The organism is Janthinobacterium sp. NKUCC06_STL, from assembly GCF_019345455.1.
GTDB lineage: Bacteria > Pseudomonadota > Gammaproteobacteria > Burkholderiales > Burkholderiaceae_D > Janthinobacterium > Janthinobacterium rivuli.
In genome coordinates, this window is sequence record NZ_JAHKQY010000011.1 from 97,447 (window position 1) to 112,977 (window position 15,531).

At 60.3% G+C, this 15,531-nt stretch carries 17 protein-coding genes; 8 read left to right on the forward strand and 9 right to left on the reverse strand.

All coding sequences use genetic code 11. From position 1 onward, the window contains the following. Window positions 1–74: 74 nt before the first annotated feature. Window positions 75–437 carry a hypothetical protein gene (locus tag KO539_RS25655; RefSeq protein WP_099403110.1) on the forward strand — a complete coding sequence of 121 codons (363 nt, stop codon included), beginning with the start codon at window positions 75–77 and terminating at the stop codon, window positions 435–437. Between the two features lie 39 nt (window positions 438–476). Here the strand turns inward: KO539_RS25655 and KO539_RS25660 are convergent, their stop codons facing one another. Together KO539_RS25660 and rimO are read right to left on the reverse strand one after the other, a co-directional pair. Continuing rightward, window positions 477–1,643 (reverse strand): cystathionine beta-lyase, encoded by a 1,167-nt coding sequence (locus KO539_RS25660; RefSeq protein ID WP_219312774.1) that lies wholly within the window; start codon window positions 1,641–1,643, stop codon window positions 477–479. Between the two features lie 189 nt (window positions 1,644–1,832). Continuing rightward, window positions 1,833–3,188: a 30S ribosomal protein S12 methylthiotransferase RimO gene (rimO, locus tag KO539_RS25665; protein WP_219312916.1), complete on the reverse strand. Its 1,356-nt coding sequence runs from the start codon at window positions 3,186–3,188 to the stop codon at window positions 1,833–1,835. A 295-nt stretch (window positions 3,189–3,483) separates the two neighbouring features. Here rimO and KO539_RS25670 point away from each other — a divergent pair, with 295 nt between their 5' ends. Continuing rightward, window positions 3,484–5,016, forward strand: a complete 1,533-nt coding sequence (locus KO539_RS25670) for a sialidase family protein (protein WP_219312776.1) — start codon at window positions 3,484–3,486, stop codon at window positions 5,014–5,016. Between the two features lie 40 nt (window positions 5,017–5,056). Continuing rightward, window positions 5,057–5,266 (forward strand): DUF1203 domain-containing protein, encoded by a 210-nt coding sequence (locus KO539_RS25675; protein ID WP_219312778.1) that lies wholly within the window; start codon window positions 5,057–5,059, stop codon window positions 5,264–5,266. 72 nt (window positions 5,267–5,338) lie between these two features. Here the strand turns inward: KO539_RS25675 and KO539_RS25680 are convergent, their stop codons facing one another. The 3 genes from KO539_RS25680 to phaC form a co-directional block, all read right to left on the reverse strand. Then, a complete protein-coding gene (locus KO539_RS25680; RefSeq protein ID WP_219312780.1) occupies window positions 5,339–5,629 on the reverse strand; it encodes a nucleotidyltransferase family protein in 291 nt (96 codons plus the stop codon). Window positions 5,630–5,731: 102 nt separating this feature from the next. Continuing rightward, on the reverse strand, window positions 5,732–6,295 hold the full coding sequence (phaR, locus tag KO539_RS25685) for a polyhydroxyalkanoate synthesis repressor PhaR (RefSeq protein WP_010399000.1): 564 nt from the start codon (window positions 6,293–6,295) through the stop codon (window positions 5,732–5,734). 225 nt (window positions 6,296–6,520) lie between these two features. Next, a complete protein-coding gene (phaC, locus tag KO539_RS25690) occupies window positions 6,521–8,242 on the reverse strand; it encodes a class I poly(R)-hydroxyalkanoic acid synthase (RefSeq protein ID WP_257626472.1) in 1,722 nt (573 codons plus the stop codon). A 108-nt stretch (window positions 8,243–8,350) separates the two neighbouring features. On the opposite strand from phaC, the gene KO539_RS25695 reads away from it, so the two are divergent. Further along, window positions 8,351–8,572 (forward strand): hypothetical protein, encoded by a 222-nt coding sequence (locus tag KO539_RS25695; RefSeq protein WP_307789224.1) that lies wholly within the window; start codon window positions 8,351–8,353, stop codon window positions 8,570–8,572. A 16-nt stretch (window positions 8,573–8,588) separates the two neighbouring features. On the opposite strand, the gene pgeF is transcribed toward KO539_RS25695, so the two are convergent. Together pgeF and KO539_RS25705 are read right to left on the reverse strand one after the other, a co-directional pair. Then, window positions 8,589–9,374, reverse strand: coding sequence for a peptidoglycan editing factor PgeF (gene pgeF, locus KO539_RS25700; protein ID WP_219312784.1), 786 nt, complete (start codon window positions 9,372–9,374; stop codon window positions 8,589–8,591). Continuing rightward, on the reverse strand, window positions 9,374–10,399 hold the full coding sequence (locus KO539_RS25705; RefSeq protein WP_035819654.1) for an RluA family pseudouridine synthase: 1,026 nt from the start codon (window positions 10,397–10,399) through the stop codon (window positions 9,374–9,376). Before KO539_RS25705 ends, pgeF begins: the two co-directional genes overlap by 1 nt. An 89-nt stretch (window positions 10,400–10,488) precedes the next feature. Here KO539_RS25705 and KO539_RS25710 point away from each other — a divergent pair, with 89 nt between their 5' ends. Continuing rightward, the gene (locus tag KO539_RS25710) at window positions 10,489–11,292 is read left to right on the forward strand and encodes an outer membrane protein assembly factor BamD (protein ID WP_219312786.1); all 804 of its coding nucleotides are present in this window, start codon (window positions 10,489–10,491) and stop codon (window positions 11,290–11,292) included. Between the two features lie 36 nt (window positions 11,293–11,328). Here the strand turns inward: KO539_RS25710 and yaaA are convergent, their stop codons facing one another. After that, on the reverse strand, window positions 11,329–12,099 hold the full coding sequence (gene yaaA / locus KO539_RS25715) for a peroxide stress protein YaaA (RefSeq protein ID WP_219312788.1): 771 nt from the start codon (window positions 12,097–12,099) through the stop codon (window positions 11,329–11,331). A 30-nt stretch (window positions 12,100–12,129) separates the two neighbouring features. Here yaaA and KO539_RS25720 point away from each other — a divergent pair, with 30 nt between their 5' ends. From KO539_RS25720 to KO539_RS25730, 3 genes are all read left to right on the forward strand, one after another. Continuing rightward, window positions 12,130–12,564 carry a putative toxin-antitoxin system toxin component, PIN family gene (locus KO539_RS25720; RefSeq protein WP_219312789.1) on the forward strand — a complete coding sequence of 145 codons (435 nt, stop codon included), beginning with the start codon at window positions 12,130–12,132 and terminating at the stop codon, window positions 12,562–12,564. A gap of 83 nt (window positions 12,565–12,647) precedes the next feature. Beyond that, a complete protein-coding gene (locus KO539_RS25725) occupies window positions 12,648–13,826 on the forward strand; it encodes a pyridoxal phosphate-dependent aminotransferase (protein WP_219312791.1) in 1,179 nt (392 codons plus the stop codon). 46 nt (window positions 13,827–13,872) lie between these two features. Further along, window positions 13,873–14,976 (forward strand): HD-GYP domain-containing protein, encoded by a 1,104-nt coding sequence (locus KO539_RS25730; RefSeq protein WP_219312793.1) that lies wholly within the window; start codon window positions 13,873–13,875, stop codon window positions 14,974–14,976. A 42-nt stretch (window positions 14,977–15,018) separates the two neighbouring features. Here the strand turns inward: KO539_RS25730 and KO539_RS25735 are convergent, their stop codons facing one another. Then, window positions 15,019–15,477, reverse strand: coding sequence for a nuclear transport factor 2 family protein (locus KO539_RS25735; RefSeq protein WP_219312795.1), 459 nt, complete (start codon window positions 15,475–15,477; stop codon window positions 15,019–15,021). Between the last annotated feature and the right edge of the window lie 54 nt (window positions 15,478–15,531).

Sequence of the window (15,531 nt, forward strand, 5' to 3'; positions counted from 1 at the left end):
CCTTTTTGCATGGACTGCGCTCCTGCCCCGCTTTGCTTGTTACAATTAAAAATTGAGCAACGACGGGAGCTTTCATGTCACAAGATATTATTTTGGATACCCAACTCCAGCAGACCAAAAACCTGGCCTGGTGGTTGTACCTGATACATGGCGCCAGCTTTGTGTTTTCGCTGGGCGCGTTTTCCTTCATTCCGCTCATCATCAATTATGTGAAGCGGGGCGAGGCGGCCGGGACCTTCGTGTACAGCCATCACAGCTGGATGATCCGTTCCTTCTGGTGGTATCTGGCCTGGATCGTCGTCGGCGCCATCCTGTGGATCACGCTGATCGGCATTCCGCTGGCCTTCCTCGTGTGGGGCGTGGCCTGGCTGTGGAAGGCGTACCGCCTGCTGCGCGGCTTCATCGACCTGAACAACAACAGCCCCGTCCCCATGTAACGGCTGTGCGGGCAAGCCACCGTGCTTGTCCGCACACCGCTACATCGCCGCGAACGCCCGTTCGATATCGGCGATCAAGTCCTGCGGTGCTTCCAGTCCCACGTTCAGGCGCACGAGCTGGCCCGGCAACTGCCAGCCCTTGCGCATGGCTGCGATGCGGTACGGCATCACCAGGCTGTTCGCGCCGCCCCAGCTGTAGCCAATCTTGAACAATTGCAAGGCATCGACGAAGCGGTCCGTCTGCGCCTCTGTGTAGCGGGCATCGAACAGCACGGAAAACAGGCCGCCCGCACCCGTGAAATCGCGCTGCCAGATGGCGTGGCCGGGGCAATCGTCGAAAGCCGGATGCAGCACCGTGGCGATCTCGCTTCTCCCCTTGAGCCAGGCGGCCACCGCGCGCGCGCCCGCATCGTGCGCGTCGAAACGCAACTTCATGGTCGGCAAGCCGCGCAGCACCAGGTAGGCGTCGTCCGCCCCCACTCCCATGCCCAGACGCATGTGCGCCAGCGCCAGGCGCTCGTGCAGCGCCCGCTCGCGCGTGGTCAGTGCGCCCATCAGCACGTCCGAGCCGCCCGACTGGTATTTCGTCAGCGCCTGCATGATGATGTCCACGCCCAGGTCGAAACCGCGCAAGGCCAGGCCGGCCGACCAGGTGTTGTCCAACGCCACCAGCACGCCGCGCGCATGGGCGGCCGCGCAGATGGCGGGCAAGTCCGGCACTTCCATCGTCACGGAACCCGGTGCTTCCGTCCAGATCAGTTTGGTGTTGGGCTGGATCAGGGCGGCGATGCCGGCGCCGATGAGCGGATCGTAATAGCGGGCCGTGATGCCGAAATCCTGCGCCAGCCAACGCCCCAGTTCGCGGTTCGGGTTGTAGATATTTTCCGGCAGCAAGACGTCGTCGCCCGTTTTCAGCAGGGCAAAGTCCGCCATGGCGATGGCCGCCAGGCCCGACGGCGCCAGCAGGCAGTACTTGCCCCCTTCGATCTCGGCCAGCCGCGCTTCCAGGGTGAAGGTGGTGGGCGTGCCGTGCAAGCCGTAGGTATAGGCGTTCTTCTCTTTCCAGTCGCCCGAGCGCATGGCCGCCACGTCCTTGAACAGCACGGTCGATGCGTGATGAATGGCGTTGGGAAAGGCGGCAAAGCCTTGCGGCGCCTGGTAATCGCTGTGGATCAGCGCGGTTTGCGGAGATTTGGTCTGGGTCATGGCGTCGGGAAATAAAAAAAGGCGGATCAGCAATTGCTGATCCGCCTTGATTGTAAGGGCTTTACGCCCTGCACGCCGTACACATGACAGAGTGTTACACCTGCATAAAAAACGTTCAGGCCAAGGCGCGCTGCCGAAGACAGTACCTTACTGTACGGCAAGGCAGCGCAACGCCGGCATGGACGTTTTTTACTCGGCCGCGCCCCACAGGTCATGCGCGTCGGCTGACGTGATCGTGACGTCGACGAATTGCCCCACCGCCAGCTTGCGGTGCGGCTCGAATGGCGGCTTCACATACACGACGCCATCGATTTCCGGCGCGTCGGCGGACGAGCGGCCCACGCCGCCGGAGCGGGTGACTTCATCGATCAGTACGCGCACGGTCTTGCCGACCTTGGCTTGCAGGCGTTTCTTGGAAATTTCTTCCTGCAGCAGCATCACGCGGCCGCGGCGCTCTTCGCGCAGCTCTTCCGGCACGGGATTGGCGATTTCGTTGGCCGTCGCGCCTTCGACAGGCGAATAGGCGAAGCAGCCCAGACGGTCGATCTGCGCTTCCTTGAGGAAGTCGAGCAAATACTCGAATTCCGCTTCCGTTTCGCCAGGGAAACCGGCGATGAAGGTCGAGCGGATGGTCAGGTCCGGGTTGATGGCGCGCCAGGCCTGGATGCGGTCGAGGTTTTTCTCGCCGCTGGCCGGACGCTTCATGCGTTTCAGTACATCCGGGTGCGCGTGCTGCATCGGAATGTCGAGGTAAGGCAGGATGTGGCCGCCGCTCATCATCGGAATGATCTGGTCCACGTGCGGGTATGGATACACATAGTGCAAGCGCACCCAGGCGCCGTAGGTTTTGGCCAGCTCGCCCAGCGCTTCCGTCAGCTGGGTCATGTGCGTCTTCACGGGACGGCCATTCCAGAAGCCGGAGCGGAATTTCACGTCCACGCCATACGCCGAAGTGTCTTGCGAAATGACCAGCAATTCCTTGACGCCGGCCTTGAACAGGTTTTCCGCTTCGATCATCAGTTCACCGATCGGGCGCGAGACGAGGTCGCCGCGCATCGATGGGATGATGCAGAAGCTGCAGCGGTGGTTGCAGCCTTCGGAAATTTTCAGGTAGGCATAGTGCTTCGGCGTCAGCTTGACGCCTTGCGGCGGCACCAGGTCGAGGAACGGCGCATGCGGCTTCGGCAGGTGGAAATGGACGGAATCCATCACTTCGGCCAGCGCGTGCGGACCCGTGACGGACAGCACTTTCGGGTGCACCTTCATGATGATGTCGTCGCCGGCAGCATCTTTCTTGGCGCCCAGGCAACCGGTGACGATGACTTTACCGTTTTCAGCCAGCGCTTCGCCGATGGCGTCGAGCGACTCTTGCACGGCAGCATCGATAAAACCGCAGGTATTGACGATCACCAGATCGGCGCCAGCGTAGGATTTCGCCGTTTCGTAGCCTTCGGCGCGCAGTTGGGTCAGGATTTGTTCGGAGTCAACCAGCGCTTTCGGGCAGCCGAGCGAGACAAAGCCCACTTTCGGCGCCGCACCTGGCATGGCCAGCATGGCCTCGGGCTGGGCGGAAGGAACAGGAATACGGTGAATTTCAGACATAGTTGGCAGCTAGTAAAATGGTGAGGCGAATCGGCTATTGTACCCCGAGCCGCCCTTAGCTGTCAGTGACGGTCTGGTTTTGCTGCGGGATATGCAACGGTGGGAGCCGCGGGCGACCTGCCCTGAGCATATTCCTTCACACATTCCATATCTGGCTGCAGCCCATACTTGACTAATGTACTTGTTATTTCATACACAGTCTCGCTATAATAAGATTTTATTGCACTGTGGAAATAAAATGTTCATCAAAAAGTTCGTTGCCAACGTTTTTGCAGGAGCCGTCTCTGCGCTGATGCTCGGTGGCTGTGTCACAACGCATGTGCAGCGCCCTCTCAGCGTCGGCGTGCCCTCCGAAGGTACAGCCGTTACTGTCAGCATTACTGCCAACACTGATGCGGTGAACGGATTGGGCCAGATCACCTTGGGCCGCCTGAGTAGCGGAGACGCAGTATCCAGCCTGGTCCTGCAGCAATATATCCTGAACCAGGTTGCCAAGGATATGGCGCGCGACACGACTCTTTTCATGGGGACCCTGCCACCGGGGAAATACTACTTCAGTCAACTGGCCGACGCCGGCAAATCAAACCGCTACATCAAAATGGGCAGCGGCCTGGGCTTATTTACTGTGGAGGAAGGCAAGCCGGTCGATCTGGGCCGCCTGATCGTCACTCCTCTTTATGGCGAGCGTGTACTGGTCGGCCGCAGCGTGCGGGTGCGAGACAACCGCACTCTGCTCGAACGCTATTCTCCCGAGCACCTGAAGCTGTTTGCACCCGAAAAGACAGTCAGCTGGTCCGGATCGCGCAGTGATACGGATCGCGCTGAGGAAGTCGCCATGGCCCGCCCCACCGGCGCCGAATGCGTGACGGAGCTACCAGACGGCAGCGTGGCGGCCGCAACCCGCATGGGCACAGTGCTGTGGCGCAGCCCTGAGGGAACATGGAAACAACTGGCCAGCGACAAAATAGAGACGCTGAACTGCGTGCAGCCGGTGCAAATGCCGGATGCAGACTTGCTGGCCTTCGGCGAGTTCGGCACCCTGCTGCGCCATGCGCCGGGACAGAACAAGCTTGAGCCGATTGACACTGGCAACCTTCCCTATGGCAATCTGGTCGGACTGGCTGGCAATATGGACGCTGGCTGGTATGTCGCCGTCCAGCGTAACAATGAAGTCACGATTTATCATTCCGCCCGTCTCGAGCGCGGCGAGTGGAATCAGGTACGCAGTGAGAAACTGGGGAAGTGGCTCCTGAACCAGGGCACCTGGTTCTGGCTGCGCGATATCGGCACAGGCTTTGCCTACACGTCGACGAAAGGAACGCTGCACCTCTACGACTACGCCAGTGGCCAGTGGTCAGAGCGGGCAATGCCCGATCGCCGTGTGGATGCGATGCGCATCAGCGGCAGCGGCATGTGGAGCCTCATAACACAAGGTTACGGGCCATTTGCGATCACCTCCAGAGATGCTTTCGTTTCAGTGAATCAAGGTCAAACCTGGCAAGAGGTCACCGCTAGCCACATTCCGCTGGTTCAGCGTACCGATGGCACCCTGCTGCGTTTTGAAAGCAGTCTGATGAGCGATACGACCTTACATGCCAGTAGCGACATGGGCAAAACGTGGACACTGGTGGACGCCAAACCGAAATCACGCGAGTTGACCCCGCTTAAATCGGGTGCGATTCTGGGAAAAATAATGCGCTGGAGCGTGCCGGCGCAATTTGAAATATCGAACGACGGCGGTAAAAGCTGGACTGCCGAAAGCATGAAGTGAAAGTTCTGACCGTCAGTCGACAATGCCATGCCCACCCGATGTGAACGATGACTACCAGGCGGCATCCGTGCCGTCTGCCTGGATCGACTTGCAGAGCAAGAGCCGGATGGCGGACGCGCCTGAATATGCGGTGGAAGGCACGTCGATTGAAACCCTGATTGAGCAGATATTTGGCAATCAGGAAGTCAGCTATATCCACGTCCACAACGCCAGACGCGGTTGCTACGCTGTCCGGGTTGACCGGGCATAGGTAGCAATGGATTGCATGTGCGATTCTCAGGCTCCTGCATCGCTTATCATCAAATGCAGGCTATGAGCTTGCTCAGTCCGGTTCCAAAGCACGGCAGGAAGCAGCACCTGGGAATTCAATACGTAGCTTGGGCCAGGTACCTTGCCAATTCTTGCCACGCACGCGGCCTGCGTAGACCGATTGCTTCGCTGTCAGAAATCGCTCTGTCGGCCGGACCACCAGATCGAAAAGATCATGCAGGCCGAAAGGAGCCGCTATATCGATGTCTGCAAGGTCATTGAGTCGCACACCCACGGCAGTGGCAGTTTCCGCGATGTCATCCTTGCCGGACAGCGTCTGCCCATCAAGGAAAAATGGTTGCACTATGCTCCGATCAAAACCCGGCACACCGAGGCGATATGGCGCCTGAATGCACAACGGCACAGGAACTCCTGTGCCGTTGTGCGACGTAAAAACCGGATCAGCTTATTTTTTGTCCGTTGGCGGGACCGGCGGAACAAACGGGAACGTGCCGAACAGGTTCTTGCTCTGGCTCTGCATCTGTTCCTGCATCTGCACGAACAGGCTCTTGCTCTGGTCGATGTAGTTGTTCATCATGCCTTGCATCATCGGGCCCTGGACATTCATGAACTGGGTCCACATTTCCGGGCTGAATGGCTTGCCTTCGAAACTGCCGGCCGACGTGCCCGTGAATTTGTGCTGGATATCGGTGAACGCTTGCACGTTCTTTTCCAGGTAGGATCCCATCATGCCCTGCATGGCGTGGCCATAGTAGCGGATGATCTGCGACAACACGCTGCTCGAGAACATCGGCGCGCCGTTCGCTTCCTCTTCCAAAATGATTTGCAGCAAGATGCTGCGCGTCAAATCTTCATTGGATTTGGCATCGACGACGGTAAACACCTCATTGTCCAACACCAGCTGCTTGACGTCCGTCAAGGTGATGTAGGAACTGGTTTGCGTGTCATACAGACGGCGGTTGGGATATTTTTTAATCAGGCGGTCTATACTTTTTTTTGCACTACTCATCACAAGTTCCACTTATTGCGCCGCAGCGCGTACAGAGTTAATCCGAAAAAAAAGCGAACGTGGGTCCGCTTTCGCACCTGCCTACTTTTTCCATTATAGAGTGGAAAATGGCTCCATTGCACATCAGGGTAGTAGATTCCCATATTTATTGCAACGCAACTAAGAGTAGATTCCTGACAAGACCGGAGATTACGCCGGTCTTGCCTGGCGAGAAGCTTTTGTAAACTAGTCCGCCCTGACTTTAACATACCGCCCCGGCGCCGGCTCGATTGCCGCGTGGCGTTTGTTGCCCGGCTTGCCTGGCGCCTTCACCTGCGCGCCGCCGTGTTCGGCCAGGAAGGCCGCCCATTCGGGCCACCAGCTGCCCACGTGCTCGGTCGCGCCTTCCATCCATTGCTCGGCAGTCAAAGGCTTGGCTTTCGCCGTGCGGGCGGTTTTAGCTGCATCATTGCTCCAGTAACTGCGCTTTTTCTTCGAGGCAGGATTGATCACGCCGGCGATATGGCCCGAAGCACCGAGGATGAAGCGGTTGGCTTTCGGTTTTTTCGGGTTCAGCAAGGCCGTGCTGGCGTAGGCCGCGCCCCAAGGCACTATATGGTCTTCGCGCGAACCGTAGATGAAAGCGGGCGCGTCAATGCTGCTCAGGTCGACCTTTTCCCCGGCCACCGTCAGCTTGCCCGGCACTTTCAGGCTGTTTTCCAGGTAAGTGTTGCGCAGATACCAGCAGAACATGGGACCCGGCAAGCCCGTGCCGTCGCCATTCCAGTACAGCAAGTCGAACGCGGGCGGTTCCTTGCCTTTCAGGTAATTCGATTGCACATAGTTCCACACGAGGTCGTTCGGCCGCAGGCTCGAGAAAGTGCTGCCCAGGTCGCGACCCGACATCAGGCCGCCCTTGGCCAGGGACTGCTCGCGCAGCGCCACTTGCGGCTCGTCGATGAAGACGTCGAGCGCGCCCGTGTCGCAGAAATCGAGGAAAGTGGTCAACAAGGTCAGGCTGGCGGCCGGATTCTCGCCGCGCGCCTTGAGCACGGCCAGCGCCGTCGAGACGATGGTGCCGCCCACGCAAAAGCCGAACATATTGAGCTTGTCCTGGCCGGAAATGTCCTGCGTGACCTGGATGGCTTCGATCACGCCTTGCTCGACATAATCGTCCCACGTCAGGTGTTGCATGCTCAGGTCAGGATTGCGCCAGGACATCAGAAACACGGTATTGCCCTGCTCCACCGCATAGCGCACGAGCGAATTTTCCGGCTGCAAGTCAAGGATATAGAATTTATTGATGCATGGCGGCACCATCAGCAGCGGCCGCTGGTGTACCGTGGGGGTGCTTGGCGTGTACTGGATCAGCTGGAACAGCGCATTCTCGAACACCACCGTGCCCGGCGTGGTGGCCACGTTGCGGCCCACTTCGAAGGCCGACTCGTCGGACTGCGAGATGCGGCCCTTCTGCATGTCGGCCAGCATATTGCTCAAGCCCTTGGCCAGGCTCTCGCCCTTGGTCTCGATCAGGGTTTGCTGGGCGTCGGGATTGGTCGCGAGAAAGTTGGCAGGCGACATGGCGTCGACGATTTGCTGCACGGCAAATGCAATCTTTTGCTTCTGGTGCGGCGTCGCTTCCACGGCATCGGCCATGGCGCTGAGAAACTCCGCATTCAGCAGGTAAGCTGCCGCATTGAAGGCCGACAAGGGGCTGGCGTGCCAGGCGGGCGCGGCGAAGCGGCGGTCTTTCAGCTCCGGCGTCTTGCCGGCCATAAAATCAGCCCACAAGCCCGTCAGTTTGGCCACGTAGGCATTTTTCAGTTGCTCGATCACTTCCGGCTTGATGCTGGCACCCGCATCCTGCAAAATGCCGGCAATCGGATTGCCCTGGGGCTGCGGTACCATGTTGAACCACGTCTTCCACTGCTCAGGATTGCTGATCTGCGCCATCCATTCCTTGGTCATTGCTTGAGGATCGGGCATATTCATAGATGTATGTAAGTCCATTCAAGAATTAATAAATAACTACTTCCGGGCCACCTGCATGCAAACTTTTACTGACTGCCAATACCGATGATGCTCATGACCGCTGTTGCCTGGATCTATGTCGTCGGCCTCATGGCGCTGACGGAACCGTCCATCGTCGCCGGGGTGATGACCTTCGTGCTGTACTGCGTCATCCCCCTGTCCATCCTATTCTATCTGACGGGCTCGCGGAGACGCAAACGCAAGGCCGAGCTAAAAGCCCGCGCACTTGCCTCAGCAGACGATAAAACAAAAACGGCAGACACATAAGTGTCTGCCGTGCAGATTATTTGCGCCAGATCAAACTGGCCTGTCTTCCCGTGACGCCATCGCGTCGGTACGAGTAAAACTGCGCCGCATCGCTGACGGTGCAATATTCCCCGCCCGCCACTTGCGCCACGCCATCGCGCAGCAGCATGGTGCGCGCCAGCGCATACATGTCGGCCAGGTATTTGCCCGGCTTGCCTGCGATGGCGGCGAAAGAAGCGCTCAACACTTGCCGTTCCGCCTCATCGCGCGCGCCGTCGCGGAACGCTTGCAGCACGTCTTGCCCCACTTCGAATTGCTGCGGACCAATGGCCGGCCCCAGCCAGGCGAGGATGTCCGTCGCACCTTGCGACCGCATGCTGGCCACCGTGCACTGCAAGACGCCATTGGCCAGGCCGCGCCAGCCCGCGTGGGCCGCACCGACAACGAGGCCATCCGTCGAACAGAACAGTACCGGCAGGCAATCGGCCGTCATCACCACGCACACGGCGCCAGACTGTGTTGCCACGCTGGCATCGGCGTCCGGCACATGGCCGTCCAGCTTGCCAGCATCGGCCACAACCACGCCATGCACCTGCGACAGCCAGGCCGGCTCGGCAGGCAAGATAGCCGCCAGCCGCGCCCGGTTGGCGGCCACGTGCGCGGGCTCGTCGCCCACGTGCGTGCCCAGATTCAAGCCACCGCCGCCCTGCCCGTCACCATATGGTTCCTGGCTGACGCCGCCCGCGCGCACGGTCGCCAGCGCGCCCACGTTCGCGGGCAAGCCGGGCCAATCGGGTACTAGGCAAGGCAACGGCGACGTCATCAGACCTGTTCCGGCTCGGGAATGCCGGCCGTGGCGATCAGTTGCGCGAAATCATCTGCCAGCGGCACGATCCATTCGCACGCTTCCAGCGTGCCCGGATGCACGAGACCCAGGCGGCGCGCCTGCAGTGCCTGGCGCGAGAACACGGTCACGAGGTGCTGCTTGCCATATACATGGTCGCCGACCAGCGCGAAGCCCAGATGCTGCATATGCACGCGGATCTGGTGCGTGCGCCCTGTTTCCAGACGGCATTGCATCAGGCTCACGGGACGGCGGTCGAGTTCGCCGCTGCCGATCAATTCATAGTGCGTGATGGCAGGCTTGGCCGTAAAGTTTTCCGAGACGGCCATCTTGACCCGGTCACGCGGGTGGCGCGCGATGGACGCGTCGATGGTGCCCGCCATTTTCGGCGTGCCCCACACGAGCGCGAAATACTCGCGCTTGACGGTGCGCGCCTGCAACTGGCGCACCAGGTCCGTTTGCGAAGCGAGGGTCTTGCCGACCACCATCAGGCCGCTCGTATCCTTGTCCAGGCGGTGCACGATGCCGGCGCGCGGCACGCCGGCCAGTTGCGGGCAGTGGTGCAGCAAGCCGTTGAGCAGGGTGCCAGACCAGTTGCCGGGGCCCGGATGCACGACCAGTCCGGCCGGTTTGTTGATGACGATGATATGCTCATCTTCGTGCACGATGTTCAATTCCATCGCTTCCGGCTTAAAAGCCTCGTCTTCCGGCGCGCTTTGCGGCAGAATGACGATCTTCTCGTCGCCATAGGCGGTCATGTTGCGTTTGGCAACTTTTCCATCGACGGTCACGAAACCGGCTTCCAGCCACAATTGCAAGCGGCTGCGCGAGTATTGCGGCACCAGCTGGGCGATGACTTTATCGAGGCGGTGGCCGCAGGCGTCCGGCGTCAGTTCCAATGTAATCGGGGCCATTTCCTCGAAGACGTCGTCGGCGGCAAAATCGCCGTCAAACGCCTCTTCGGCAACATGGTCAGAAAGGGAGTCAAACGCGGGGTCAGCCAAATTAGGCTTCGGAGTTAATATCACAGCATTCCCATCGGCTATAATCAGCCTATTGTAAAATCTTGGTTAAAACCTTCTTGCAAAACGTCATGCAAAAAAAATTATCGTTGGTAGTCGCTTCAGTCGTTCTGCTCGGCATGTCCGCTTGCAGCTTGTTGCCTGAAAAAGTGGATGAGACCAAAAACTGGTCCGTTACGAAATTATACTCGGAGGCGCGTGAAGAAATGGCCGGGCAGCACTATGAAGCTGCAATCGGCCTGTTCCAGAAGCTGGAGGCTAACTATCCTTTCGGCAACTATGCTCTGCAAGCGCAGATGGAGATCGCTTACGCGTATTATAAGGCGGGAGACCAGGCGCAGGCACTGGCTGCCGTCGAACGCTTCATCAAGTTGCATCCGAACCACGCCAATGTCGACTATATGTACTACTTGCGTGGCCTGATCAGCTTTAATGACCAGATCAGCTTCCTGAACTTCCTGTACGAGCAAGATCCGACCGAGCGCGACCCGAAAGCCACGCGCGAAGCGTTTGCGGCCTTCAAGCAACTGGTCGACAAGTTCCCGAATAGTAAATATGCGCCCGATTCGTTGGCCCGCATGAACTATTTGATCGATGCCATGGCGAAATACGAAGTGCACGTGGCGCGCTATTACTTCCGCCGCGGCGCCTTCCTGGCCGCCGCCAACCGCGCGCAAACGACGGTCAGCGACTTCCGTGCCTCGCCGGCCATCGAAGAAGCGCTGTTCATCATGTACCGCTCGTATGACAAGCTGGGCTTGACCGACCTGCGCGACGACGCCTTGCGCGTGCTGACCAAGAACTATCCGGACACGGCATTCCTCAGCCCGGAAGGGGTGAACAAGGAACGCAAGTGGTGGAAATTCTGGCAGTAAAATGAAAAAAACCGGAGCTTGCTCCGGTTTTTTTACTTATTCGCCTACCTTGCGCCGGAACACCCAGCTCTTGTCGTTCGACGCTTCCGGCACGAAACCGTAACCGTCGACATCGAACTGCTTCAGCTGTTGCGGATCGCGGATCTGGTTGACGGCCGCATAGCGGGCCAGCATGCCGCGCGCGCGTTTGGCGTAGAACGAGATGATTTTATACTTGCCATTCTTCCAGTCCTCGAACACGGGCGCGATGACGGGCACGTCCAGCTGGCGCGGCTTGACGGATTTGAAATATTCTTCGGAAGCAAGGTTGACCAGCACTTGCGCGCCCTGCTCCTTGGCCGCGCGGTTCAGGCCGTTGGTGATGGTGTCGCCCCAGAACGCATACAAATCCTTGCCACGCGTGGTCGACAACCGCGTGCCCATTTCCAGGCGGTGCGGGTGAATCAAGTCCAGCGGACGCAGCAAGCCGTACAGGCCGGATAAAATGCGCACGCGCGACTGGGCATAGTCGAGCTGGGCCGGCTGCAGGCTGCGCGCCTCGAAACCGGCATACACGTCGCCATTGAAGGCCATGATAGCCTGGCGCGCTTCCGACAACTGTGGCGTCCACGACGCATAGCGGGCCACATTGAGGGCCGACAAGGCGTCGGAAATGCCCATCAGGCTGCCCACTTCGCTAGGGGAAAACTGGCGCATGCGTTCGATGAGCTGGGCGGAATGGTCGAGAAAATCGGGGGTGCTGTGCAACGAGGTTGTTGGCGGCGTCTCCAGGTCGAGACTCTTGGCGGGCGAAAGCACGATCAACATAAATTATCACTACAGAATAGAATTGCCGACATGATACCTGCTCCACAAAAACTCGTCCTCGACACCAACGTTTGCCTCGACCTGTTCGTCTTTAACGACCCGCGCTGGGCGGGCCTGCTGGCGGCCATGGAAAGCGGCGCCGTGCATGCCATCACGCGCGAAGATTGCCGCGCGGAATATCTGGTCGTGCTGCATTACAAACATTTGCCGCTCGATGAAGCGAGCCGCGCCGTTGCCGCCGCCCGCTTCGACGCCCACATCACGGTCGTGGCCCCTTTCGCTTCCAACGTGCGCCTGCCCGTCTGCACGGACAAGGATGACCAGAAATTCCTCGAACTGGCGCGCGACGCCAACGCCGACATCCTCATCACCAAGGACAAGGCGCTGCTGAAACTGGCCCGCAAGACGGCCAAGGCCGGCATGTTCAAGATCATGGTGCCGGAAGGCTGGGCCTTGCCAGGCTGAGCCGCCAAAGCCCTGCACGCAAGGGGGCGCGCTGCGCTAGAATGGGACACGATTCTACTTTCCGCACCGCGCCCCTACCGTTCATGAACAGCCCGTCCCTGCCCCATCTGACTCCCACCCTGACCTCGCGCCTGCCTCTTGTGGGCACCACCGTGTTTACCCGCATGTCCAGCCTGGCGGCCCAGCATGGCGCCGTCAACCTGGGCCAGGGTTTTCCCGATTTCGATTGCGATCCGGCGCTGGTCGAACTCGTCAGCGACGCCATGCGCGCCGGCCACAACCAGTATCCGATGATGACGGGCGCCGCGCCCCTGCGCGAGGCAATTGCCGCGAAAATCGCCAGCTTGTACGGCCACGGCTATGACGCCGGCACGGAAATCACCGTCACGGCCGGCGCCACGCAGGCGCTGACCACGGCCATTTTGTGCTGCGTGCATCCGGGCGACGAAGTCATCGTCATCGAACCGGCCTACGACAGCTATCTGCCCGCCATCGCCCTGGCTGGCGGCGTGCCCGTGCTGGTGGCCATGGAGGTGGGTGAACACGGTTACAGCGTGCCGTGGGACAAGCTAGCCGCGGCCGTCAGCAGCAAGACGCGTTTGATCATCATCAACACGCCGCACAATCCGACGGGCACGATCTTGCGTCCCGCCGACGTGGCCGCGCTGGCCGACATCGTGCGCGGCACGCAAATTTTGATACTCTCCGACGAAGTCTACGAACACATGGTGTACGACGGCGTGCCGCACGCTTCATTGAGCCGCAACCCGGAACTGGCGGCGCGCAGCTTCATCGTTTCCAGCTTCGGCAAGACGTATCACGTGACGGGCTGGAAAATCGGCTATGTCGCCGCGCCAGCCTCCATGACGGCGGAGTTCCGCAAGGTGCACCAGTACAATGTGTTTAGCGTCAATACGCCGATGCAGCACGGCCTGGCCGGCTACATGGCCGAGCCGCAGCCCTATCTGGATTTGCCCGCGTTTTACCAGCGCAAGCGCGACCTGTTCCGCGACGGCCTGGCGGGCAGCCGTTTTACCCTGCTGCCTGCCGACGGCACGTATTTCCAGTGCGTACGCTACGATGCCATTTCGCAAGAGACCGAAGCGCAGTTCGCCGAATGGCTGACGACGGAAATCAAGGTGGCGGCCATCCCTGTCTCCGCGTTTTACGCGCAGGGCAAGGAGTCGGGCATCGTGCGCTTCTGCTTTGCCAAGAAAGACGAGACCTTGCGCCTGGCGCTGGAGCGCCTGCGCAGCATATAACCGAGCACTAAACATGGCTTCGCTGCGGCGGGGCAAAGGATGACAGATGGTACAGCGTCGCATCGGCCCGGCCGATCTGGTTCCCGGCGAACCCCTGCCCTGGGATCTGTTTTTGGCTGACCATAGTGCCGGCCCGCAACTGCGCAAGGGACAGATCATCACGGACGGTGCGCAACTGGGCCGTTTGCTGCAGCTGGGCCTGTACGTGGGCGCGCCGGAGCAGCCATCCGTCTTGCGCCTGCTCAATGAGGCGGCGCAGCGCCTGGAACGGCTGCTGCTGGCCTTGCGCAGCGAAAACAATGCCGAGCGCGACGTGCGCGACATCGCCCGCGAATTGCTGCGCGCGCTGGAACACGATGCCGATATCGCCCTGGCCAGCATCCTGCTCAACCAGATCGCCGGCAGCTACGCCGTGCGCCACTGCATCGAAACGGCCTTGCTGGCCATGCTGGTGGGCCGCAGCATGCACAAGCCCCACGATGAACTGTTGTTGATCGGTGCGGCCGCGCTGACGATGAACGTGGGCATGCTGCGCCACCACGACAGCTTCCAGGACCGGCGCGGCCCCCTGAACGACGAAGAAATGCGCATCGTGCGTCTGCATCCGCAGGAAAGCACGGAACTGCTGCGCTGCGCCGGTGTCGACGACGAGGAATGGCTGAGCTGTGTGCTCTTGCACCACGAAAACGACGACGGCAGCGGCTACCCGCAGGGGCGCACGGCCGATGAAATCCTGCAAAATGCCAAGCTGATCGGCCTGGCCGACCGCTATTGCGCCCGCGTTTCCGCGCGCAACTACCGGCGCTCCATCGTGCCCGACCAGGCGCTGCAGCACATCTTCCTCGACCAGGGCGTGCCCATCGACCCGCTGCTGGGAGAACAGTTCGTCAATCTGCTGGGCAAGTATCCGCCCGGAACATTGGTGCGCCTGCGCAGCGGCGAACTGGGGGTGGTGACGCAACGGGGCGCCGGCCACGTGCATCCGCTCAGCGATGCGCTGGGCGCGCCGCTGGCCGCCGCCGAGCTGGCGCAGATGACGCCGCGCGACACGGGCGACAGCCAGTTCGCCATCGTCTCGTCGCTGCATGAAGATGATGCGGGCGTGCGCTTCAGCATGCGCAATGTGTGGGGCGACGAGGCGCGGTTGTAGGCCGCCAGGGCAAGGCCGGCGCCAGGCCGGGAAAATGCCAGCTTACGGTTTCGGCGGACGGATGCCCGTGTACTGCGCGCTGACCAGCAGCCATTGCTTGTCGACAAGCCGAGCCACATAGCCGGCGCGCAGGGCGAAGGTGCGGGCACCCGCTTCCTGATTGAGTCGGTAGGACAGCCGCGCCGAAATGAGCGCCGTATCGCCAAACAGCCGCACCACTGGCTCATCGAACTGGAGTTGAGGGCTCGGCCGCTTCTGCTCTGGCGCATAAAAGGAGAGCATTTTTTCGCGCCCGTCCACCTCGCCGACCGGCGATATTTCCACATAATTCTCGGCCGTCGTGGCTTTCAAGGCAAGCTGATCAAAATTATTCTGCGCCTGCGCGTGGCGCTGCACCAGAGCCACCAGTTCGGCGTCGCCGGAAGCCGCGTTCGCGCTACCGATCACGCCGAAGGCGCCAAGCAGGCAGGTGGAAAGAAGGTGTGGAAGAGTCAATTTCATGCGTAGTCATCCTGGTCGAAGTCATTGAGAAGCGTCCGTTGATTCCTGCGGCAG